This is a genomic window from Acetobacteroides hydrogenigenes (assembly GCF_004340205.1).
Lineage (GTDB): Bacteria > Bacteroidota > Bacteroidia > Bacteroidales > ZOR0009 > Acetobacteroides > Acetobacteroides hydrogenigenes.
The window spans coordinates 202,161-224,225 of sequence record NZ_SLWB01000001.1 but is presented as its reverse complement, the minus strand read 5'-3'; the positions used below and the strand labels follow the sequence as shown (position 1 = coordinate 224,225).

20 protein-coding genes are annotated in these 22,065 nt (G+C 46.3%); 18 read left to right on the top strand and 2 right to left on the bottom strand.

What is annotated here, in order from left to right; translation table 11 throughout:
- Positions 1–19 precede the first annotated feature (19 nt).
- From CLV25_RS00775 to murI, 4 genes are all read left to right on the top strand, one after another.
- Positions 20–2,551, top strand: coding sequence for a BamA/OMP85 family outer membrane protein (locus CLV25_RS00775; protein ID WP_131837728.1), 2,532 nt, complete (start codon positions 20–22; stop codon positions 2,549–2,551).
- A 53-nt stretch (positions 2,552–2,604) separates the two neighbouring features.
- A complete protein-coding gene (locus CLV25_RS00770; protein WP_243649575.1) occupies positions 2,605–3,072 on the top strand; it encodes an OmpH family outer membrane protein in 468 nt (155 codons plus the stop codon).
- A gap of 44 nt (positions 3,073–3,116) precedes the next feature.
- Positions 3,117–3,668: an OmpH family outer membrane protein gene (locus CLV25_RS00765; RefSeq protein WP_165876946.1), complete on the top strand. Its 552-nt coding sequence runs from the start codon at positions 3,117–3,119 to the stop codon at positions 3,666–3,668.
- Between the two features lie 66 nt (positions 3,669–3,734).
- On the top strand, positions 3,735–4,535 hold the full coding sequence (gene murI / locus CLV25_RS00760) for a glutamate racemase (RefSeq protein WP_131837725.1): 801 nt from the start codon (positions 3,735–3,737) through the stop codon (positions 4,533–4,535).
- A 1-nt stretch (position 4,536) separates the two neighbouring features.
- Here murI and CLV25_RS00755 read toward each other — a convergent pair whose 3' ends face one another.
- Complete coding sequence (locus CLV25_RS00755) at positions 4,537–5,058, bottom strand: gamma carbonic anhydrase family protein (RefSeq protein ID WP_131837724.1); 522 nt, start codon at positions 5,056–5,058, stop codon at positions 4,537–4,539.
- Between the two features lie 370 nt (positions 5,059–5,428).
- On the opposite strand from CLV25_RS00755, the gene CLV25_RS00750 reads away from it, so the two are divergent.
- The 13 genes from CLV25_RS00750 to CLV25_RS00690 all read left to right on the top strand — a co-directional run bounded on the left by CLV25_RS00750 (position 5,429) and on the right by CLV25_RS00690 (position 19,331).
- Positions 5,429–7,276, top strand: a complete 1,848-nt coding sequence (locus CLV25_RS00750; RefSeq protein ID WP_131837723.1) for a 2-oxoacid:acceptor oxidoreductase subunit alpha — start codon at positions 5,429–5,431, stop codon at positions 7,274–7,276.
- A gap of 2 nt (positions 7,277–7,278) precedes the next feature.
- Positions 7,279–8,316 (top strand): 2-oxoacid:ferredoxin oxidoreductase subunit beta, encoded by a 1,038-nt coding sequence (locus CLV25_RS00745; protein ID WP_131837722.1) that lies wholly within the window; start codon positions 7,279–7,281, stop codon positions 8,314–8,316.
- A 939-nt stretch (positions 8,317–9,255) separates the two neighbouring features.
- Positions 9,256–10,029 (top strand): DUF6261 family protein, encoded by a 774-nt coding sequence (locus tag CLV25_RS00740; RefSeq protein WP_131837721.1) that lies wholly within the window; start codon positions 9,256–9,258, stop codon positions 10,027–10,029.
- Between the two features lie 502 nt (positions 10,030–10,531).
- A complete protein-coding gene (gene fabD, locus CLV25_RS00735; protein WP_131837720.1) occupies positions 10,532–11,416 on the top strand; it encodes an ACP S-malonyltransferase in 885 nt (294 codons plus the stop codon).
- A 199-nt stretch (positions 11,417–11,615) separates the two neighbouring features.
- Positions 11,616–12,059 carry a hypothetical protein gene (locus CLV25_RS00730; protein WP_131837719.1) on the top strand — a complete coding sequence of 148 codons (444 nt, stop codon included), beginning with the start codon at positions 11,616–11,618 and terminating at the stop codon, positions 12,057–12,059.
- Between the two features lie 106 nt (positions 12,060–12,165).
- Complete coding sequence (locus CLV25_RS00725) at positions 12,166–14,391, top strand: TonB-dependent receptor (RefSeq protein WP_131837718.1); 2,226 nt, start codon at positions 12,166–12,168, stop codon at positions 14,389–14,391.
- Between the two features lie 35 nt (positions 14,392–14,426).
- Entirely contained in the window at positions 14,427–14,774 is a 348-nt protein-coding gene (locus CLV25_RS00720) for a heavy-metal-associated domain-containing protein (RefSeq protein ID WP_131837717.1), read from the top strand.
- 258 nt (positions 14,775–15,032) lie between these two features.
- Positions 15,033–16,283: a 3-oxoacyl-ACP synthase III family protein gene (locus CLV25_RS00715; protein WP_131837716.1), complete on the top strand. Its 1,251-nt coding sequence runs from the start codon at positions 15,033–15,035 to the stop codon at positions 16,281–16,283.
- Between the two features lie 4 nt (positions 16,284–16,287).
- Positions 16,288–17,331, top strand: a complete 1,044-nt coding sequence (locus CLV25_RS00710; protein ID WP_131837715.1) for a 3-oxoacyl-ACP synthase III family protein — start codon at positions 16,288–16,290, stop codon at positions 17,329–17,331.
- 48 nt (positions 17,332–17,379) lie between these two features.
- Positions 17,380–17,769, top strand: coding sequence for a hypothetical protein (locus CLV25_RS00705; protein ID WP_131837714.1), 390 nt, complete (start codon positions 17,380–17,382; stop codon positions 17,767–17,769).
- A 52-nt stretch (positions 17,770–17,821) separates the two neighbouring features.
- The gene (locus tag CLV25_RS00700; RefSeq protein WP_131837713.1) at positions 17,822–18,214 is read left to right on the top strand and encodes a hypothetical protein; all 393 of its coding nucleotides are present in this window, start codon (positions 17,822–17,824) and stop codon (positions 18,212–18,214) included.
- A 148-nt stretch (positions 18,215–18,362) separates the two neighbouring features.
- A complete protein-coding gene (locus CLV25_RS00695) occupies positions 18,363–18,761 on the top strand; it encodes a hypothetical protein (RefSeq protein ID WP_131837712.1) in 399 nt (132 codons plus the stop codon).
- Positions 18,762–18,917: 156 nt separating this feature from the next.
- Positions 18,918–19,331 (top strand): VOC family protein, encoded by a 414-nt coding sequence (locus tag CLV25_RS00690; protein ID WP_131837711.1) that lies wholly within the window; start codon positions 18,918–18,920, stop codon positions 19,329–19,331.
- Between the two features lie 411 nt (positions 19,332–19,742).
- Here the strand turns inward: CLV25_RS00690 and CLV25_RS00685 are convergent, their stop codons facing one another.
- Positions 19,743–20,462 carry a hypothetical protein gene (locus CLV25_RS00685; RefSeq protein ID WP_131837710.1) on the bottom strand — a complete coding sequence of 240 codons (720 nt, stop codon included), beginning with the start codon at positions 20,460–20,462 and terminating at the stop codon, positions 19,743–19,745.
- A 243-nt stretch (positions 20,463–20,705) separates the two neighbouring features.
- Between CLV25_RS00685 and CLV25_RS00680 the strand changes: the two genes are divergently transcribed.
- Positions 20,706–21,947, top strand: coding sequence for a serine hydrolase domain-containing protein (locus CLV25_RS00680; protein WP_131837709.1), 1,242 nt, complete (start codon positions 20,706–20,708; stop codon positions 21,945–21,947).
- The last annotated feature ends 118 nt before the right edge of the window (positions 21,948–22,065 follow it).

Genomic DNA, 22,065 nt, shown 5'->3' with positions numbered 1-22,065 from the left:
AACTTCATTATTCATAATAATGCAAAGAAGAGCATTTTTTCTCTTATTGTTTATACTGTTTGCGGGCAAGATAGTTGCTCAAGATCAGACGGTTGATGTTGAGCTGAACTACGAGTCTCCTAAGAAATACGTAGTTGAAAACATTTCTATTGAAGGTGTAAAATATTTAGATCCGGATCTTTACATTGGCGTTACAGGAATAGCCAAAGGTGATACTGTAACTTTACCTGGAGATGTATTTGCACGAGCTGTAAAGAAGCTGTGGGAGCAAGATCTTTTCGGTGATGTGAAGATTCGAGTGGCTAAAGTTGAAGGTGATAAAATTTGGCTTAAAGTTGATTTGTTGGAGAAGCCTCGTCTGTATAACTGGGACTTTAAAGGGGCAAAGAAATCTGAGGTAACCGATTTAAATGACAAGTTAAAGCTTAAGCGAGGAACAACCATTACCGAGTTCATGCTTAGCACAACCAAAGATCTTATTAAGAAGTATTACATTAATAAAGGATACTTAAATGTTGATGTAAATATTACTCAAAAGCCAGATACTGTAGTTCAAAATACGGAGCATCTGCTTATTGCCATTAATAAGAATAAGAAGGTGAAAATTAAGGATATTGTTTTTGATGGGAATAACAACTATACCGACGAGCGTCTTCGTAGGGTTTTTAAGAAAACTCACCGTCGCGATTGGAATATTTTTAACGTGTCAAAATTCATCAAGAGCGATTACGAGAACGATAAAAAGGAACTTGTAAGCTTTTATGAGCAGAAGGGTTATCGTGATGCCAAAATTGTGAACGATTCGGTTTATAAAGTAAGCGATGATCGAATTGGAATAACAATCAGATTGGAAGAAGGACATCGGTACTACTTCCGTTCTATTAATTGGATTGGTAACACTAAGAATACGGCTGAAGAGCTGAATACCCTACTTAAGATAAAGAAAGGCGACTACTATGACAAGGTGGCGTTGGATAAACGATTAAATACCGACGAAGAATCGGTGGCGAATATCTATCAGAATCAGGGATACCTATTTTTTAATGCTACACCCATCGAGGTTAAGGTTGAGAATGATTCTGTTGATATTGAAATCAGAGTTAACGAAGGAAAGCCTGCAACCATTTCGTACGTAAAAATAGCAGGAAACGATAGAACCAACGAACATGTTATTCGCAGAGAACTTCAAACTAAGCCTGGGGACTTATACCGTCGCGATAACATTGTAAATACAATTCGTTACTTGGGTCAGCTTGGCCACTTTGATGCAGAAAAGTTGGGAGAAGGAATTCAAATGGATCCAAACCAGCAGGAGAGTACTGTTGGTATAACCTATACGGTTAGCGAGAAGTCGAATGACCAACTCGAACTTTCAGGAGGCTGGGGTGGTAATATGTTTGTAGGGTCGATAGGACTTCGATTCAATAACTTCTCTGCTCGACGTATATTTGATAAGGGAGCTTGGCGTCCTATTCCTACCGGAGATAGCCAGTCGCTTTCGCTTCGTGCCCAAACCAACGGATCGTACTACAAAGCGTTCTCTGCTAGCTTTACTGAGCCATGGCTTGGAGGAAAGAAGCCACAATCATTCTCTGTTTCCTTGTACTATCAGGTAATGAATAATAGTAGCTACTACTATCAAGCCGGAGATGAGTATTTTAAAGTAATTGGGGGATCAATTGGGTTGGGTCGCCGTTTGAACTGGCCAGACAACTGGTTTACCTTATCAACTGCTATAAGTGCTGAAGTTTACAACTTGAAAGACTGGAATGGTTTTATCATAAGCAATGGAACTTCTACCAATCTTAACTTTTCAACCGCGCTATCGCGTAATTCTACGAATAACCCGATCTATCCTCGTGGAGGATCTGAAGTGTCGCTTTCATTAAAGGCCACCTTCCCTTATTCTTTGGTAAACGGGAAAGACTATTCCCTTTACAACGAAGAAACCAAAACGGGGATGACCGATAAAGAGCGCTATCGCTGGGTAGAGTACTACAAGGTTGGTTTTAAAGGTACTTTCTACCAAAGCATATTTAAAGATCTTGTTCTTGCTGTTAAAGGTCAGTTCGGATATCTTGGCATGTACAACTCTAAGGTCGGGTACTCTCCTTTCGAAAATTATGTTGTAGGAGGTGATGGACTTAGCGGTTATGCAATGTACGGTACAGAAACGATAGGCTTACGTGGCTACGAAAACGAGAAGGTAACGCCTGTATATGTTTATAGAAAGTCGGTTCAGTCTACAACAATACTAAACAAGGCCAACGTGTACGATAAGTTTAGTGCGGAACTTCGTTACCCAATTACGCTGACCCCACAATCTTCGATATATGTACTCGGCTTCTTTGAAGCAGGAAATGCTTGGCAGGATATAAAGTCGTTTAACCCATTCCAAGTGGTACGATCAGCGGGTGTTGGTGCTCGTATTTTCCTTCCAATGATTGGTATGCTAGGGATCGACTGGGCTTATGGATTTGACGATATCCCTCACGCTCCAGGTTCGGGAGGAAGCAACTTCCACTTTGTGATTGGTATGCCAACAAACTAATGCTATTGAGGATGAAAAGAATACTGCTTCTACTGTCTTTAACGATGCTTTGTATGCTTGGATATAGCCAGAAGTATGCGGTGGTAGACTCGGAGTATATCCTTAAGAAGATTCCCAACTACAAAGCAGCGCTTGAGCAGCTTGATAAGCTGGCACAGCAGTACCAAAGCGATGTGCAGCAGAAGTTCGAAGGTGTAGATCAAGCTTATCGGGCCTATCAAGCAGAAAAGGTATTGTTGACCGAGGCTCAGAAGAAAAACAAGGAGGCCGATTTGCAGCAAAAGGAGCTTGATGCAAACGAGCTACAACGTAAGTATTTTGGGCCTGAAGGTCTAATGATAAAAAAGAGAGAAGAACTACTTAAACCATTTTACGATCAGATTTTTGGTGCTGTTAAAGAGTTAGCCACAGATGGGGGGTACTCCCTAATTCTTGATAAGGCCAATAATCCTTCGGTAATGTTTGCAAGTCCAAAAATCGACAAAAGCGACGAAGTTTTGCAGAAGTTAGGTTATAAGTAATTTTTGAAATGTATATTTGCGTAAAACGAAAAAGAACTATTAAGATGAAAAACGGAATTAAGGCGCTTCTTATAATTTGCGCTGTTCTACTAGGTGGCACCGCTTTTGGACAAAACCTAAAATTTGGAATTATCAATACTCAAGAGGTGATTTCAAAAATGCCAGAAAGAGACTCTGCAGAGGCTAAGTTGATGAAGTTAAGAAATGAACTAGGTTCTCAAATAGAAGCACTTCAGGTAGAACTAAATCAAAAGTACCAAGCTTATGCTCAAGGTAGAGAAAAGATGGCCGATCTAGTTCGCCAGAATAAGGAAAAGGAAATTCAAGATCTTCAACAGCGCATTCAGGAGTACGGTCAAAATGCTGAGTCTGAACTTGGAAAACAGCAGTCAGCGCTCCTTAAGCCAATTGTAGAGAAGATTACCGACGCAATTAAGGCTGTAGGTAAGGCTAATGGGTTTGCATACATCTTTGATACAGCAGTTCCTTCTCTTGCATATTACGATTCTGCTATGGCTGTAGATGTACTACCTTTAGTTATTAAGCAGCTTGGTATTAAAGAAAAACCAGCCGCTCCTGCTGCCGGAAAGAAATAAGAAGGATATTTTATACCTTTAAGCCACCTTTTGCAGGTGGCTTTTTTTGTTACTAGAAGTTCGAAAATGAAACAGCCCATCGGTGTTTTTGATTCTGGCGTTGGAGGTCTTTCGGTATGGAAAGAGATTGCTGCGCTACTTCCCAACGAGGATATAATTTACTATGCTGATAACGCAAACTGTCCTTATGGTCCTAAAAGCCAAAAGGAGGTGGTTGATCTTTCGGATGCTATTGTAAAGTTTTTTGTATCGAAAGGGGTTAAACTGGTTGTTGTTGCCTGTAATACTGCAACAGCTGCAGCAATTGACTACTTGAGGGCAAGCTACAACTTGCCATTTGTAGGAATGGAGCCAGCGGTAAAGCCCGCTGCGATTCTAACCAAAACCAAATGCGTTGGTATTTTAGCAACGGCAGGAACGCTTGGTGGTCGTTTGTTTAGGGCTACAACCGAAAGGTATGCCTCCGATATTAAGGTGGTTAAGCAGGTTGGTACGGGGTTGGTGGAGCTGGTCGAGAATGGCGAGCAGTATAGCCCGAAGGCCGAGGAACTTCTAAAAAAGTATGTTCAGCCCATGATTAAAAGGGGGGCAGACCATATCGTTCTTGGATGCACCCATTACCCCTTTTTCCGGCCCTTGGTTGATAGGATAGCAGGAGAAGGCGTTACCATTATCGATCCGGCTCCTGCAATTGCTCGGCGAGTAAACGATATTTTGGAGGATCAGCACCTAAAGGCTTCGGATACCGATGCTCCAAAATACTATTTCTACTCTAGCGGAACTTCTTCGACGATGAAAACGCTGCTTGAAGAGGTTTTGCACGTTGATACGGCAAAGGTAGCTCTCGAAGAAAATTTCACGCTTTAGGTTACTCCTCGTCCTTGTACCAGCTGGCGTACATCAGGTAGTTGTTCGCTATTTTGTTGATCATCTCTTTTGTTTGCTCTGGATCAACCTTCTTTACGAACTTCGCAGGAACTCCTGCATAGATGCTTCCTGGCTCTATGATGGTGTTGCTTAAAACAAGGGCGTTAGCTGCAATAATGCTATTCTCTCCAATTACGGCACCGTCTAGAATGGTGCTGCCCATGCCGAGTAGCACGTTATCTTTTATGGTTGCCCCGTGTATGGTAACGTTGTGTCCAATCGATACGTTGTCGCCAATGTGTATTTTTGACTTTTCGTAGAGGCAGTGGAGTACGGAGCCGTCTTGGATGTTTACCTTGTTGCCAATGGTTATCGTATTTACATCGCCGCGAAGTACGGCATTGAACCAGATGCTGCAGTCCTTTCCTATGGTAACCTCGCCAACAATGGTGGCGTTTTCGGCAATAAAGCAATTCTCTCCAATGGATGGGGTGTATCCCCTAACCGATCTGATGTAAGGCATATTCTTCGATTTTTATTGTAGGGCAAAGGTAGCAGTACCGTTGAGGAAATGTTGTCGTTTTAATCAAAAAAAGGATTCGTTAAACTATGTTCTATTGCATGTTTGCTTGCATCTAACAATTGGGTGGTTTCGTATTTGGTAAAGCTAAGTATGTTAAGAAACAGGTTCTGTTATGTGATAAAATGTAACTAAATGCTGTTCTTTGACTTTCATTTGAGTGAGTTTTTGTTTCGCTTGATAAAAAAATGAAATAAAGCGAGGCAGGTATTTCAAAATAACTAATTTTGCCACAGGAAAAATCTATATTTGGTTTTCAAAACGAGACTAGTAAGTGCTGTAGAAGCAGCATGCTGACCTAAAAGAAAAAATTATGGATGCAAAGGAAAGATGCTTAGAGTTGGAAGACGTGGTTATCCGGTTTTCAGGCGACTCGGGCGATGGAATGCAGCTTACAGGAACATTGTTCTCTGAAACCTCTGCTCTTTTAGGAAATGGTGTATCAACCTTTCCTGATTATCCTGCTGAGATTCGTGCTCCACAGGGTACTGTAGCGGGTGTGTCGGGTTTCCAAGTTCACTTCGGAAGCCATCCTGTTGCTACTCCTGGCGACTTTTGCGATGTGCTAGTGGCGATGAATCCTGCTGCACTTAAGGCAAACGCTAAGTGGACCAAAAGAGGCGGAACAATTATTCTAGATGCTGATGCATTTAGCGAAAAAGGGTTACAACGTGCTGGATTTACAACAACCGATCCGATTGCCGAGCTTAAGCTGGAGGATTTTGTCGTTGTTTTTGCCCCAATCACTTCGCTTACCAAGGAAGCCTTAAAGGATTCCGGATTGGACAATAAGAGCGTCATTCGTAGCAAGAACATGTTTGCCCTTGGAATCTGCTACTGCATGTTTAGCCGTCCGCTGAACTTTACCGAAAAGTACTACGAGGTTAAGTTTAAGAAGAAACCCGAGATTATTGAGGCCAACAAGAAGGTGCTTCAAGCTGGTTTCGACTATGCAGCAAATACCCACGCTATTGCTAATACCTACAAGGTTGCTCCTGCTGTTCGCGAAAAAGGAACTTACCGTAATATAAATGGTAATACTGCTACCGCATGGGGGCTTATTGCTGCCGCCGAGAAATCGGGACGCGAGCTCTTCTGTGGTTCTTACCCTATTACCCCTGCTACCGATATTCTTCAGGAGCTGGCTAAGAGAAAGGATCTAGGCGTTAAGACTCTTCAGGCCGAAGACGAAATTGCGGGTATCTGTACCTCTATTGGTGCTGCTTTTGCCGGCGATTTTGCGGTTACCACCACTTCGGGCCCAGGCTTGTCGCTTAAGTCGGAAGCCCTTGGCTTGGCGGTTATGACCGAACTTCCTTTGGTTATTGTCGACGTACAACGTGGAGGTCCATCTACCGGTCTTCCTACAAAAACCGAGCAGTCGGACCTAATGCAGGCGCTTTGGGGACGTAACGGTGAGGCTCCAATGGTGGTGGTTGCTGCCAGCACCCCATCGAACTGCTTCCACTACGCGTTCCACGCTAGTAAGATTGCCCTCGAGCACATGACGCCCGTTATGCTGCTTACCGATGGCTTTATTGCCAACGGATCGCAGCCTTGGCGCATCCCAAGCATGAGCGACTATCCTGCTATCAACCCACCAATTGTTGCTGCCGGAGATACCGACTACCTGCCATACAAGCGCGACGAAAAGCTTAGCCGCCGTTGGGCTGTTCCTGGAACTCCAGGATTGGAGCACCGCGTTGGTGGTCTGGAGAAGGACTTCCTGAAGGGAACCGTATCGCACGACCCAATTAACCACCAAAAGATGGTTGACGTTCGTGCTGCTAAGGTTGCCAAGGTTGCCGACTATATTCCTGAGCAGGAGGTGTTCGGCGATAAGGAAGGCGATCTTCTTGTTGTTGGCTGGGGAGGAACCTACGGTCACCTTTACTCGGCTGTTAAGGAGATGCGCAATCAGGGCAAGAGCATTAGCTTGGCCCACTTCAGCTACATCAACCCACTTCCTCGCAACACTAAGGATATTCTTAAGAGCTACAAGAAGATTATCGTTTGCGAGCTGAATATGGGACAATTTGCCAACCACCTTCGCATGAACTTCCAGGAGTTTGAGTACCTGCAGTTCAATAAGGTTCAAGGATTGCCATTCTCGGTAGTTGAGTTGGTTGATAAGTTTAACGAAGTATTGGAGGGTAAATAGCCATGTCAGAATTATGCAATAAGTATACAGCCCAAGATTTTAAGAGCGATCAAGAGGTAAGATGGTGCCCAGGTTGCGGCGACCATGCTATTCTAGCCTCAGTTCAAAAGGCGTTGCCAGAGGTGGCCGAGGCGCTTAACTATACCAAGGAACGCTTCACCTTTGTTTCGGGTATTGGCTGCTCTTCGCGCTTCCCCTACTACATGAACACCTACGGTTTCCACAGCATCCACGGTCGTGCTGCGGCAATTGCAACCGGCGTTAAGGTGGCCAACCCTAAGCTATCGGTTTGGGAGATCACCGGCGATGGCGATGCCCTTGCCATTGGTGGTAACCACTTCATCCACGCCGTTCGTCGTAACATCGACATCAACATCATCCTTTTCAATAACGAGATTTACGGTCTTACAAAGGGACAGTACTCGCCAACATCGAAGCTGGGTATCATCACCAAAACTTCGCCATTTGGAACCGTTGAGCACCCATTCATGCCCGGCGAAATCGTTCTTGGCGCACGCGGTACCTTCTTCGCTCGTTCGCTCGACGTAGAGGTTGCCCTTACCAAGGACTGCATGGTGGCCGCCGCTAAGCACGACGGAACATCGGTAGTTGAGGTGCTTCAGAACTGCGTGATCTTTAACGATGGAACGCACGCCGGATTTGTTGACAGGGAGGTGCGCGAGGATAGAACCATCGTCCTTCGCCACGGCGAGCCCATGATCTTCGGCAAGAATAAGGACAAGGGTCTGGTTCTTGATGTCGAAAACATGAACCTAAAGGTGGTTAAGCTGGGCGAAAACGGCATCACCGAAAAGGATATCCTAGTGCACAACGCCAAGAATCCAAACCCCGGAATCCACATGATGCTGGTTAACATGAAGGCTCCTGAGCTTCCTGTTGCCCTAGGCGTGATCCGTGCGGTTAAGGATTCGACCTACGACGATAACGTGCGCGATCAGGTGCTCGATGTGATGAAGAACGCTAAAATCCATAGCATGGACGAGCTGCTTCGTAGCGGCGATACCTGGGAGGTTGAATAGCCTTTGCTAATGAAATAATATGCTGAAGAGGCTGCCTGCTACCTGCAGGCAGCCTTTTTTGTGCTCGTACGCGGGGGTGTTTGCCCATAGCCGTCGAGCTAAGATTTAATTCAACAGATAAACGCCGGATAGCAGCACGTTATTCTCCCGCTTAGGCGGGAGGGCAGGAGGAGGGTAATAACGTTCCAACCCACCCCTACCCCTCCCACGGAGGGGATAAACAGCTTCAACTATACGCTGGTCCTTGATCTCTATCCTGTTTTGCCGGCGGGTGGCACATCGCCAAGCTACAGCCTGAAAGCGGTAGGATGGAGCTTGCCATGGAGAGCAATCCCCTGCGCTTCCTTTTTTGATGCCCGTACGCTCGAGCGTAAGCCCTTATCGCCCTTTTGGGGAGGCGACCACGGCAATGAGAACCTCTTCAAATGTGCTTTTCGAACCCTTCTTCGAGGTGAAAAGCCCTTCAGCTTTCTTTTTGGACCATCTCTCTAGCTGAAAGTCTTCTTTAAAAAATATTTTCATGAAATTTCATGCATGAAAGTCTATGATTTAAAAAATAATATAAGACATACATGTAGTAATGTTTTAGATTAAATATTATTTTAAACAAATACATGTACAAAAGAATATGATTAACTACTAAATCTACGGAAAATTTGCATGAAAGTTGAAGATTAACTATTGTTTTACTAACTTACTTGCATGAAAGTTAGCCTATTCAAGTTTATTCGATAACTTTCATCTGAAATAATGATCAAAATAGGGGAGAAAAGAGCTTTTCCTCAAGAAGAGCACCTCCGTTTGGTGCGCTGAAGGCTATATCGCTGCCCGTTTTGCCGTGAGCGGTGCCTTTTGAGAGGCGTTGCTGGCGGTTGTGCAGCAGACGAGCCAGCTGTAAGAGGTGCATCGCTAGGTGAACGCCCCCAAAAAAGGAATGGTATGATAAAGCACATGATGTTTCGCATGCTCTCGCTCAACGAGAAGTATCGCTTTGCCGAAGAGGTGATCTCGGCGTTAGACGCTATCCCTTGCAATGTTCCCGAGCTGCAACCGCTGGTCGATCGGATAAAAGCCAACTTCGAGGCTGTAAAGGAGGCATCGTTGGGGCTAAGCCATCCCGAGTTTGCCGCGGCGAGGAGGGCGGGTGATGCGCTGCGCGATTTGGGGCTGAAGACTCTAAGGTATAACGCCAAGCGCAGCCTAAAGCGCCGGGACGAGCGGTGGGTGGCTGCCGGAAAGCTCATTGTGCAGGCTTTTCACGCTTTTGGCGATGAGATGGCCAGTAAGTCTGTGATTGAGGAGACGACATCGGTAACCAATTTTCTGGCAGAGATCGACCGCAACGCCGAGCTACGCGCGGCCATCAGCACCATTGGGTGCGATGCCTGGCTGCAGGATATCCGCGATGGGCAGCGCGAGGTGGAGGATGCCGGTGCCGCGCGTCTTGCCATGCGGATGGCTAAGCCTAAGGTGGCCGCCTACAAGGAGGCGGTGCCCCTTGGCAAGAACCTGGAAAAGCTGCTCCGCCTGATTAACCTGAAGCTGGAGTTCGAGGATAGCCCCGAGCTGCTGGCGCTATCGCACCGCATTAACGAGATCGTAGGGCGCTACCGCGCCACCGTCAAGCACCGGCAGACGCTGCGGAAGCAGGCCAAGGAGCGGAAGGCTGCAGAACAGCAGGCTAACGAACAGAAGGAACCCGATGAGGCTTAGCCCAACAATGGCTGCTGTTCGGTGAAGCTTCTCACTTTAGCCATTAAGCAAAGGACGATGTTGATATCCTATATGCTAGAATCATGGTACGTAATCCCCTCCATGGGAGGGGTAGGGGTGGGTTGAGAACGTAAATTGAAATCAGAATGATGATTTTAGCGAGATAACCCACCCCCTGCCTCCAATGGAGGGGATTAACTGCTACGATTATACATTTCGGCATTGATGAAGATCCTTTGTCTGTCGGCATTAGGCAAACGCCATCCTCAACCCGCCAAGGTCGAAAAAAAATCTAACAATTGTCGCTACAGCACATGGTGGCCTCGGCTCCGCTCGGCCACCGGGCTCCACTTAGCCACGGGGCTCCGTTCGGCTATCGGATTCTGGTGGCTAAGCGGAGTCGAAGCCAAAGCAAAAGCCGAAGCTTGGTAGCTGAGCGGAGTCGAAGTTTGTCGGGTGAGCCGCTAAATGCTTATATTTGCACCTTTAAAAACCGAAACACATGAAAGCATATGTATTTCCTGGGCAAGGTGCTCAGTTTGTCGGAATGGGCAAGGACTTGTACGAGAATGTGCCCCAAGCAAAGGAACTTTTCGAAAAGGCAAATGAAATTTTAGGTTTCCGCATAACCGATTTGATGTTTAACGGTACCGACGAGGATCTGAAGCAGACTAAGGTTACCCAACCTGCCATCTTCCTTCACTCGGTTATCCTAGCAAAGTCGTTGGGCGACGATTTTAAGCCCGAAATGGTGGCTGGCCACTCGCTTGGCGAATTCTCGGCGCTTGTTGCTGCCGGAGCGCTTAGCTTCGAGGATGGTCTTCGTCTTGTGGCGGCTCGTGCTAACGCCATGCAAAAGGCTTGCGAGCTAAACCCATCGACCATGGCTGCCGTACTTGGCCTAGCCGACGAAAAGGTTGAAGAGATATGCGCCTCTATCGACGGTGTTGTTGTTGCTGCCAACTACAACTGCCCAGGACAGCTGGTAATTTCGGGAGCCAACGAGGCTATCGATGCTGCTTGCGAGGCGCTAAAGGCTGCCGGAGCAAAGCGTGCGCTTAAGCTACCTGTGGGTGGTGCATTCCACTCGCCGCTAATGGAGCCAGCACGCGTAGAGCTAGAGGCTGCCATCGAGGCAACAACCGTTAGCCAACCAATCTGCGCCGTTTACCAAAACGTAGACGCAAAGCCATACACCGATCCTGCTCAGATTAAGAAGAACTTGGTAGCGCAGCTAACCGCTCCTGTTCGCTGGACTCAAACCGTTCAGAACATGGTGGCCGATGGCGTTTCTTCGTTCGTAGAGCTCGGACCAGGAAAGGTGCTTCAGGGGTTGGTAAACAAAATCGCTAAGGATATCCCTGCCGAAAGCAAGCAATCGCTCTAGTACAGGCGAATAGAATAACATGGAAGCGGGCTTCGCATCTGCGAAGCCCGCTTCTTTTTTGTATCCGCGCCCCGTTTGCCAATTTTTGATAGGCTTTGCTATCCTTAATTTATCAAAAAATGGAGAAGGAATTGAGGAGATTGGTGCAACATTTGACCGATTTGAGTGTATTAGTGATAAATTTGGCGCATCAGCAACGATGAAAAAGATTAGGAACATACTATCATCCCTTACTATCGTTATGCTAGCGGTAGTTGCACTCTCCTTTTCGGGAAGGTATGTTGCCTTTATTACCACCTGCGAAGGGATGGGAACCCAGGATATCTCCATTAACGACAGGCAGCCTTGCTGCTGCTCTGGCGACGAAGATCCCGAAGTAGGTACCCCTTCAGAGGCCGTTTCGGATGATGGATGCTGTAACGTGGAGGTGAAAGGTATCGCTGTTGACGATTTCTCGTATAGCATTAAGAAGATTTCGTTTGGCAGCAGCGACTACACGCTTGTTCCATTTGCGCTCTTTGTGGCCGTATTAAGCCAAGGCAACGAAGCACCACTACAGTATGCGTCGTATACGCCACCCGATGTCGGTCCGCTTACGGGGTCCGATATCATCTTTACTATTTCTCGACAGCTTCGAATTTGATTCATCAGTAATTCTTTTGCCGATGAGGGAATGCTATGCTCGCGCATGCTCCCTCCGATGTTGCTATACGCTATTGTATGGCTTGTTTAACTAAAGATTTATTCTGATGAAACGTAAATTATATGTGCTGATGGTGGCGCTGCTGCTGGCATCGGCCGCTTTGGGCGAAGGTAAAGGTGTAACAGGAAAAGTTTATGGAACCGACTCTAAGGGAAATCGAACGCCTTTGCCCGGTGCAAACGTAATGTGGTTGGGTACCGTTCAGGGGACAACAACCAACGGAGAAGGTGTCTTTTCGATTCCCCAAATTGCAGGGAAGCGAAAGCTGGTGGTTAGCTTTATTGGGTATACCAACGATACGGTGAATGTGGAGTCGTCCTCCAAGATGGTGGAGGTTGTGCTGTCGGAAGCTGGAGTTCAGCTGGCGGGCGTAACGGTAAGGGCTAATCAGGGAGGTAGCTACATCTCTAAGCTGCAGCCGGCTAAAGTAGAGGTGATAACCCAGAGTGGTTTGCAGAAGCTGGCCTGCTGCAACCTTTCGGAAAGCTTCGAAAACAGCGCCTCGGTAACGGTTGGCTACGCCGATGCGGTAACCGGTGCCAAGCAGATAGAAATGCTGGGGCTGTCGGGGTTGTATAGCCAGCTCATGGAGGAGAACATGACCTTGATGAGGGGGATTCCCTCTACCTACGGTCTAAGCGCCATCCCAGGCTCGTGGATGGAATCTATTCAGGTGTCGAAGGGGGCCGCGTCGGTGGTTAATGGATACGAGTCGATTACCGGACAGGTGAACGTAGAGTATAAGAAGCCCGACACTACCGACCCTCTTTTCCTAAATCTTTATGGCGATTCGGATGGAAGAATGGAGCTAAACCTTAATGGCGGTGGTAAGCTTAACGAGAAATGGAGCGCCATGGGGCTAGTCCATCTTTCGGGGAATAGGATGGAGGTAGACCACAATAATGATGGGTTCTTGGATATTCCAAAGAGCAACCAGGTTAACCTATTCGGACGCGTTAGCTACCTCGATCCTGGAAAGCTGGAATCGCGAACTGGGGTGAAGTATTTACGCGATGAGCGATTGGGCGGTCAGCTCGGATTTAGCGAGAGCGATAGGGGCTCATCGTCAGTGTGGGGGTCGCAGATGGTAAATCAAGGCTTTAGCATCTTTAATAAAACAGGAATTCCGCTGCCATCGAACCCTAACCAGAGCATTGGTGTTATTACCAGCTACGGCTACTACGATCAGAACGGTTTCTTTGGCTTAAGAGATTATACCTCTACGCAGAATAGCGCTAATGTAAGCTTGCTCTACCAATCGATAATTGGCAACACCAACCATAAGTATGTGGTTGGGTCAAGCCTTAACTACGACAATATTGAGACGGTTCTCGATGGTGCTTCTTCGACCAAGGAAGAGGCCGTACCCGGTGCTTTTGCTCAGTACACCTATAGCTACCTGGATAAGCTGAATGTAATAGTAGGCGCTAGGGCCGATCATAGTTCGAAGTACGGATGGTTGTTAACGCCACGTGTACATGTGAAGTACAGCGTTACCCCAACGTTTACGATCAGAGTTTCGGGTGGTCGTGGATACCATTCGCCAAATCCTATAGCCGAGAATATCGGTGTTCTGGCAAGCTCGCGCCAAATATCGATAGCTAATGGCTTGGGAATAGAGAAGGCGTGGAACTACGGCGTTAATGCGACAAAGGATTTTAAGCTATGGGGAGGACGACCAGCCTCTGTAAGCGTCGATTACTATCGTACCGACTTTCAGAATCAGATGGTAGTAGATCAGGAACACGATATAGAGCATGTTCTCTTTTATAATCTTGATGGGAAATCGTACTCAAACAGCTTTCAGGTCGATTTTAGATCGGAACCATTGGAGAGGTTTGAGGTATACCTAGCCTATCGGTTGAACGATGTTCATCAAACCATAAATGGGAAGTTGGAACGTAAGCCTTTAGTTAATAGCTACCGTGCTCTGGCAAACCTTTCGTATGCAACGAAGTTCGATAAATGGAAGTTCGATTTTACGGCTCAGCTAAACGGTAAGAGCAAGCTGCCCGATATGAGCGGCTATCCTGCCCATTACCAGATGGGAGAGTACTCGCCTTCTTATCCGTTGCTATTTGCTCAGATCACAAAAAAATACCGAGCGCTAGATGTGTACGTAGGCGTTGAAAACCTCTTAAACTATACACAAATGCACTCTATTGTGGGTGCCGATAATCCGTTTGGTCCATACTTTGACTCCTCGTTTATTTGGGGGCCAATAATGGGGCGTAAGATATATGGAGGTCTCCGTTGGACGATTTCCCGATAGTTGATTTAAATGTTTCATGATAAAAGCTCATTAAGATGAAAAGAATTGTAACCTTATTTGCAGTGATGCTGATGGTGCTTGCTGCAACGGTGGCTCAGGCTAAAACAGATAGCACCACCATAAAAACAACAATCCAGTGCTCTTCGTGCGAAAAGCGAATAATGAAGAATCTGCCATTCGAGAAAGGGGTGAAAGATGTGAAGGTAGATGTAGATAAGCAGACCGTTTGGGTGGCTTACGATGCTGGAAAGACCGATGTAAAGAAGATTAAAGAAGCAATTGCAAAGCTTGGGTACGATGCTGATGACGTTAAGCGCGATGCAAAAGCTTACGAAAAGCTGCCTGCCTGCTGTAAAGAAAACTCAGGATTTGGAAAGCATTAATCTTGTATTGCACGTATTCTAAATTTATCCAAGATTTGTGTACGCTTGAAGTAGAAAAGTAAACTTTTTTACGCTGCTTTTAATCTATTTGTATTGCTTCTAAATTCCGCTGGAAGCCTTATTTTATAAGGCTTCCAGCGTTTTTTTTATGGTGCAATATTTTATCTTCGCAAGGTTTTTTGAATAATGGGGACAGGGGATTTCTTTTGAATATTTAAAATCGAACCAAAATAATTAACTTAAAAATTACTGGTATTAATGAAGACAGCTGGCTTAGTTAGTCTTGCAGGCTATTTTCCAGGTGCTACTCTTAATTCCACACAGGTAGAGAAGGTATGCTCGTACTTACGAGAACATACGCTGCTACGTGAGGAATATATTGAGATGATCGAAAGAGAGCAAAAGCTTCCTGGAACGATTGAAACAAACTATGATGGCTGGGTTAGTCAGCCATGGTACGAAACTTGGGTGAATCAGCTGCCCGAAAAGAAGCGTAAGGATCCTTTTCAAGGGGCTGTTGAGCGTAGAAGGGTGCCGTTAGATCCTCTTTCGGTAAAAACGACTATGCGCCCTCATCCTATGATGCCTTCGGATGCGGAGACAATTGCAGGGGCGTTGGCTCTTTTAAAATGGGGCAAACCCAAGGAAGAGATAGACCTACTACTCTCGCACTCGCAGGTTCAGGATCATCCGCTGCCCTCCAATACTTCGTTGATTCAGCATAAGCTGAAGCTAACCAATGCGGGGGCTTACGGTATCGACTCGTGCTGTTCAACGTTTGTTACAATGGTCGAAATTGCGGCAAACCTTGTGCGCTCGGGCGCCAAAAAGAACGTGCTTATCGTAAATAGTATCATCGATTCGTTTATCAACGACAAGGGTGATTACTATAGCGTAAACACGGGCGATGCCGCTTGTGCTGCAGTTGTTACAATGGTTGACGGCAAAGTGGGATACGAGGGCTCTTTCTCGTTGAGCAGGGGCGAACTCCACGATGGCATTCGATTTAAGCGTCGTGCTCCAAGGCTAATGAACCATGTTTCGATGCTCCCATCGTACGAACAAGATTTTGTGACATTTTGCAATCCCGAATCAACTCGTGCAATTGGTGCAAAGGCAACGGAGTACCTTTTAAATGCTGTAAACAATCTAGCGGAACGTACAGGAATTCCTGTGTCGGAGGCCGATTTCTTGGTGACGCATCAGCCGGTGGCTTGGGCTCCGAACGCTTGGCGCGAAACGCTAGGCTTTGCCGAAGATAAGTTCTACCAATCGTTTGAGAAGTATGGTAATGTGGCAACTTGTTGCGTGCCCACCAATCTACTCGAGGCTATTGAGAAAGGGCTGGTAAAAGAGAATCAGCGCGTGCTACTTGCATCGTCGGGAGCAGGCGAAAACCATATTGCACTTTACGAAGTGTTAAGTCCAGAGCTGGTAAAAAATGTTCTTGCATTCACCATGCTTGGAAAAGTTAATCGTGTTGAACTAGAAGAAATACATATCAACTAACAAAATGGCAAATCCGAACTTTAAAGAGTTTTTACTAAGCGGAGCTAAGGCAAAAACTTTGTCGCAACCTATTGGCATAACTGCCATTGGCGTATATATGCCCGAAAAGAATATATCGAATGCTGAATTTAATATCGATATTCCTGCAGAGGTAAATTTCGATCAGGCATTTGGCATCTTCAATCGCCGTGTTGGAGAGGGTGAAACTCCAGGAACGATGGCAACAAAAGCGGCACTGGATGCGGTTCAGCGCTTTAATGTTGACCCTGCAACTATCGATCTTGTAATAGCAACACATGCTAGCAAGAATACCGAGAGGTTGTGTCCTCCTATTGCTTCGCAGGTACAAACTGGCATCGGGGCTGTAAATGCGGGCGCTTTCAATGTCGATTGTGGCTATAATGGTTTTCTTCCATCTGTATTTAGTGCAATTGCATTTATCCAGGCTGGCATTTACAATAAGGTTCTTGTAGTTGCCGGAGAAACGCTAATGGATAATGTAAACTTCTGCGACTTTAAAGCGCTTACCATTGGTGATGGTGCTGGTGCCGTGATTCTTGAAAAAGTAGAAGATGGGCTTGGATTTCAGTCGTTCCACCATATGTCATGCGAAAAGGAAGAGGCTGCTGGTATTAAAATTAAGAATGGAAACCCCAGCTACACAGCAACCCAAAGTAGCGTAAAAGCATACCAATACGTAACTCCAGAAAGCCTTCAGCGTGATGTTCCTTTCTTGCAGCGTTTTATTCCTGCATCTATTGTAGAGTCACTAGAGGTGCTAAATCTTGATGTTAATGGTGTAGACCATTACATCTTTGGGCAACAGTTTGCTGGGCTAACTATGAGCTGGATACACAATTTGGGTATTGATGGTGCTCGTGTTTTTGATACGCTAAAAGATTATGCTGCAATGAAAACGGCAAGCATCCCAGTTAATTTATTTGAGGCCCATAAGAGGGGCATTCTTAAAAAGGGAGATGTGATAGCACTAGGCGATCAGGGTGCAAACTGGTACATCTCGTCGGCAATTCTTCGATGGTCAATTTAGGGTGAAGTAATTAATTATTTTGTTCACTATATTTTAATCAATTAAAGGATGGAAACATTGTATTCAACTCGTTTCGTGGATGTAGCTTACATGCCCGAAAAAAGTTGCCTAATTCAGACCTGGAAGGGGTTTTGCACTTCCGAAGATTTTCGTGCAGCACAGAAAAAGACAGTTGAGCTTTTTGTTGAAAAGCGCTGCAAGAACTTTATCAGCGATACCACAAACGCTTCCTTGCTGAAAAAGGAGGAAACCGATTGGGTGTCGGAAGTTATTACACCTCAGCTTGTGAAAGCAGGTATGGTAAGGTTAAACATGGTCTTGCCTGCAAGCGCTTTTACAAAGATGACTTTGATGAATCTAGAGAAGGCCGAAGGGGCCTCGGGTAATGCCGACATTAAGATGTTTGGCTCGCTCGAGAGCGCTCTAGCCGAAATCTAGTCTTTGTCACTTTTGGAGAGATTCATATTTTCCCACTAATATTTTTAATTGAATGGAAACAATTTACAGTACAAGGTTCTTGGAAATCTCGTATGTTCCAGAGAAAAATTGTTTGGTGCAAACTTGGAAAGGCTTTTGCACATCAGAAGAGTTTCGCGCAGGGCAGCTAAAAACGGCAGAACTATTCGTTGCAAAGCGATGCAAAAACTTTGTCAGCGATGCTAAAGATGCCGGTCTTCTTAAAAAGGAGGACACAGATTGGGTTACAGAGGTTGTTACACCTCAGCTTGTGAAGGCTGGTATGTCTGTGCTAAATCTAGTTATTCCAGAAAGTGCCTTTACCAAGATGACCATTATGAATCTCGAAAAAAGTGAGAAGGATGCTAAGAATTCGGGGCTAGCTTACTTTAGTTCGTTGGAAAGCGCTCTTGCATCTATAGGGTAAGAAACTTATTTAGATGCTTAGTCTTGTAGCTCTTGTTCGCCATAAAGGTGGGCAAGAGCTTTTGTTTTATGGCATTTATTTATACTTTAGCGCATCGAATTTTATATAGAGAACTATTTTTATAATTGCTCCCTAAGGAGATACACAGATGATAAACAAGTACACTTCTAATTATTTGCGAATTGCGATTGTGCCTCAAAAAAGGTGTTTAGTCCAAACCTGGATAGGATACATTACCTCCGAAGAGTACCGAGACGGACAGCGAAAATCGCTGGAAATTTTTGAGGAAAATAAGTGCCAGTATTTTATTAGCGATACCACTAACGCATGTCCATTGACGGAGGAGGATCTCGACTGGGTGACTGCCAATATTACGCCTAAGCTGATGGAGGCTGGTTTAAAAGCATTAGATTTTGTTGTGCCATCTAATGTTTACACCAAGATTACCCTAGAGATGCTGGAGGAAAAAGATCAAGCGGTAAATATGATTGACATGAATTTTTTTGGGACTTTAGAGAGCGCTCTAAACTCTATTGCCGATTACTAGAATGCCGTAAAAGAAAAAAAAGGGAAGGGGGACAATGAAGTCCTCCTTCCCTTTTTTATGCTATTGCCCGTTAGGTAAAAAGGGAAGAAGCTGACTGGTGAACTGCCTCTTTTGTGCTTTTGGGTGTTATACTCATATCTACCATTACCGAAAGCAATGAGGCGTGTTACTGGCATTGGCGGTATCTTTTTTAAGTGTAAAGATCCGCAAACGATGAGAGCTTGGTATAGAGCGCATTTGGGGCTCGATACCGACGATTATGGGACTAACTTTGAGTGGCGACAGGGGCGAAACCCTTCGCTAAAAGGGTTTACCCAGTGGAGCCCGTTTGCTTCGGATACGTCGTACTTTGATCCATCGGCTAGCCATTTTATGGTTAGCTATCGGGTCGAGAATGTAGAGGAGCTGGTTGCGCTGCTTGTGGACGAGGGGGTAATCGTTCTCGATTCAGTTGAAACCTTCGAGTACGGTAAGTTTGTTCATATCCTCGATGTGGAAGGGAATAAGGTGGAGCTGTGGGAGCCTAACGACGACGAGTACGATAAGCTGGTAGTTGGTAGAACCCTGTAAAATGATGGTGGAGGCGCTATCGGTATTCCGGGAACTCTCATCGGCTATGCGGGAATTAGCATCTGACGTCAGGGTGGGGCTATCTACCGCCCGGAAATCGATTTCTACCGGCAGGGAGAAGGCTTCGGACGGTAGGACGGAACTATCTACCATGCGGAAATTAGCATCGGACGCCCGGGAATTGGTATCTACCGGCCGGGTGAAGGTATCGGATGGTAGGACGGAGCTACCTACCATGAGGGAATTGGCATCGGACGCAAGGAGGAAGGTGTCTACCAGCAGGGAATAGCCGTCTACCGACAGGAATACGAAGCCTGCAACAAAAAAAGAGGAGGAGCATGCGCGATTATCGCGATCTCCTCCGGGGTTGCTCGTGCGGGCTTAACCGCTTGCTATTCGTTAAGTGCTGCGCTATTCCTTTTCTGCTGTTGGCTTTTTCTCCGATTCTTGGTAGCCCATTTGCTTCAGCGCACGGGTGTAGGAGAACTTTTCGATATCGGCCTTGTCGGTAAGCAGCGTACTGGCGATTTTGGCGATGGTGATTACCTCATCGTAGATGTCGTTTAGCTGGGCGTTGAGGGTTGCGGTGGTTTCCTTGCTGCCAATTTTCTTCTGCTCCTGAAGGGCGTTTGCCTGATAGAGCTCGGTTGCCAGCGCCTTGATGCTTTCGAGCGTTGCAGGGTTCATTCCAGCAGCGGTAAGGTCGGCTTCGATGGCGGGCGTTAGGTTGTTGCGGAAGGTTACGAGCATTTCTATGGTGGCATCCTGCGATGCATCCTTAATGCTTTTTACCTTGGCGAAGCCCAATGTTGAAATGTACTCCTTCCGCTTGGCCTCATCTTTCCTGAAGTCGATACCTATTTGCGTTTTCACCTGTTGAAGCATGGCCTTTGCGGCGATTTCTTTGGTTACGAGGATGGAGGTTACCTCCTTGAGCGAGGTTGTTCCTTTTATTCCAAAGCTGTCTTCGAGGATGCTGGCGATGTTCCCTTTAATGTCGGTTAGGTAGCTTACCGTCCACTTTGGACGTGCTGCGGTAAGCGTGGAGGCCATTGCAATGGCGTTGTCCATGATTAAATCCGTGGCCATGAGCATTTGGATGGCCGTTCCTTTGTACTTTCGTTCGTTCATACTTAGTTTTTTGTGCTGGTTAGACATATACTTGTAGCGGCTAAAATATAACAAAAATTAATTCAAACAAGTATAAATGTGAATATGTATCAAAAATAGTGGAAAATTGTGTATTTGTTTTAAAAATGGGGTTTTGCAGCCATTGGCTGTAGCTTTGGGCAATGTAGGTTGCCGTTATCCTCCATTATTGTTTTCTTGTAGGGGTGCGAAAGCTTATACGCGTCTAAAAACATCTACCTGAAAATGAGAAAAATATTTATGGTTCTGGCCTTTCTTGTTGGGCCTCTGGCGGGCATGGCGCAGCTGCAGTCCGCTATCGATTCCATTGTGAAGAAGAACCAGCTAATGGGCATTAGTCTGCTTACCTACGCTAATGGCCAGATTACTGGCACCTACCACTCGGGCTTGCGCGACTACGAGCGTAACCTCCCGGTTACCGATAGCACCATGTTCCGCATTGCATCGCTCTCTAAGCTGGTAACCACCACGGGGCTGATGGTGCTGTACGACCAACACCGGTTTAAGCTCGACGATGACGTTAGCCGCTACTTGGGCTTTACACTTCGCAACCCCAGCTTTCCCGAGGTGCCCATCACCTTTCGTATGCTGATGTCGCACACCGCCAGCCTAAACGACGGCGATGGGTACGACGATTTTTTGGGTAATATCTACAGCGCAGCTGGGGCAGTGCCGTCGGTAAAGGAACTGCTGCTGCCCGGTGGTCGCTACTATACCCCAAACATGTGGCTGGCGCATAGGCCTGGCAGCTACTTTACCTACTGCAATGCGAACTTCGGAATTATCGCCATGCTTATCGAGCGCATTAGCGGTCAGCGATTCGACAAGTACATGCGCGAAAATATTTTAGAGCCCCTAGGAATAGCTGGCGGCTACAACGTGGCCGACATCGGGAGCATTGATAACCTTGCCGCCATCTACCGCTATAAGGATGGGTGGAAGGCTCAGGTTGATGGCTACCATGGGCAACGCCCTAATGCCCGCAACCTTTCGGGGTACGAGGTGGGCACCAACGGCTTCCTATTTGGGCCACAAGGCGGACTGCGCATCTCTGCGCTCGATTTGGCTAAGATTATGCTGCTGCACCTTAATGGCGGAACCTACTCTGGGAAACGCCTACTTAAGCGTAGTACAATTGCGCTTATGCATAAGCCCCAGTGGCGCTACAACGGCACGAATGGCGATACCAACGGTGGCTTGTTCCAATGCTGGGGGCTTAGCGTTCAGCTGGGAACCAACACCCCAAAAGGCGATGTTGCCATTGAGGGGATTCCGCTGATAGGCCATGCTGGCGATGCCTATGGCCTAATTTCGGGATTGTATTTTGATCCAAAGCGAGGAGTTGGTCTCGTGTTTATGACTAACGGTACGGTTTCTGGGGCTAAGCCTGGTGCGCATTCGGGGTATTTTGCGCTCGAAGAGGATATCTTTAGGGCGGTGGCTCCCTATTTTATGTCGCTGAAGTAGTGGAAGCCTGCGCATTCCCTAGGAGATGAAGGGAGGTACTACCCAATTCCCTCCTTTTCTCTTGGATAATCAGATTCGACGAGGTATTTTTTGTTGCGGTAGGCTGTACATTGTTATA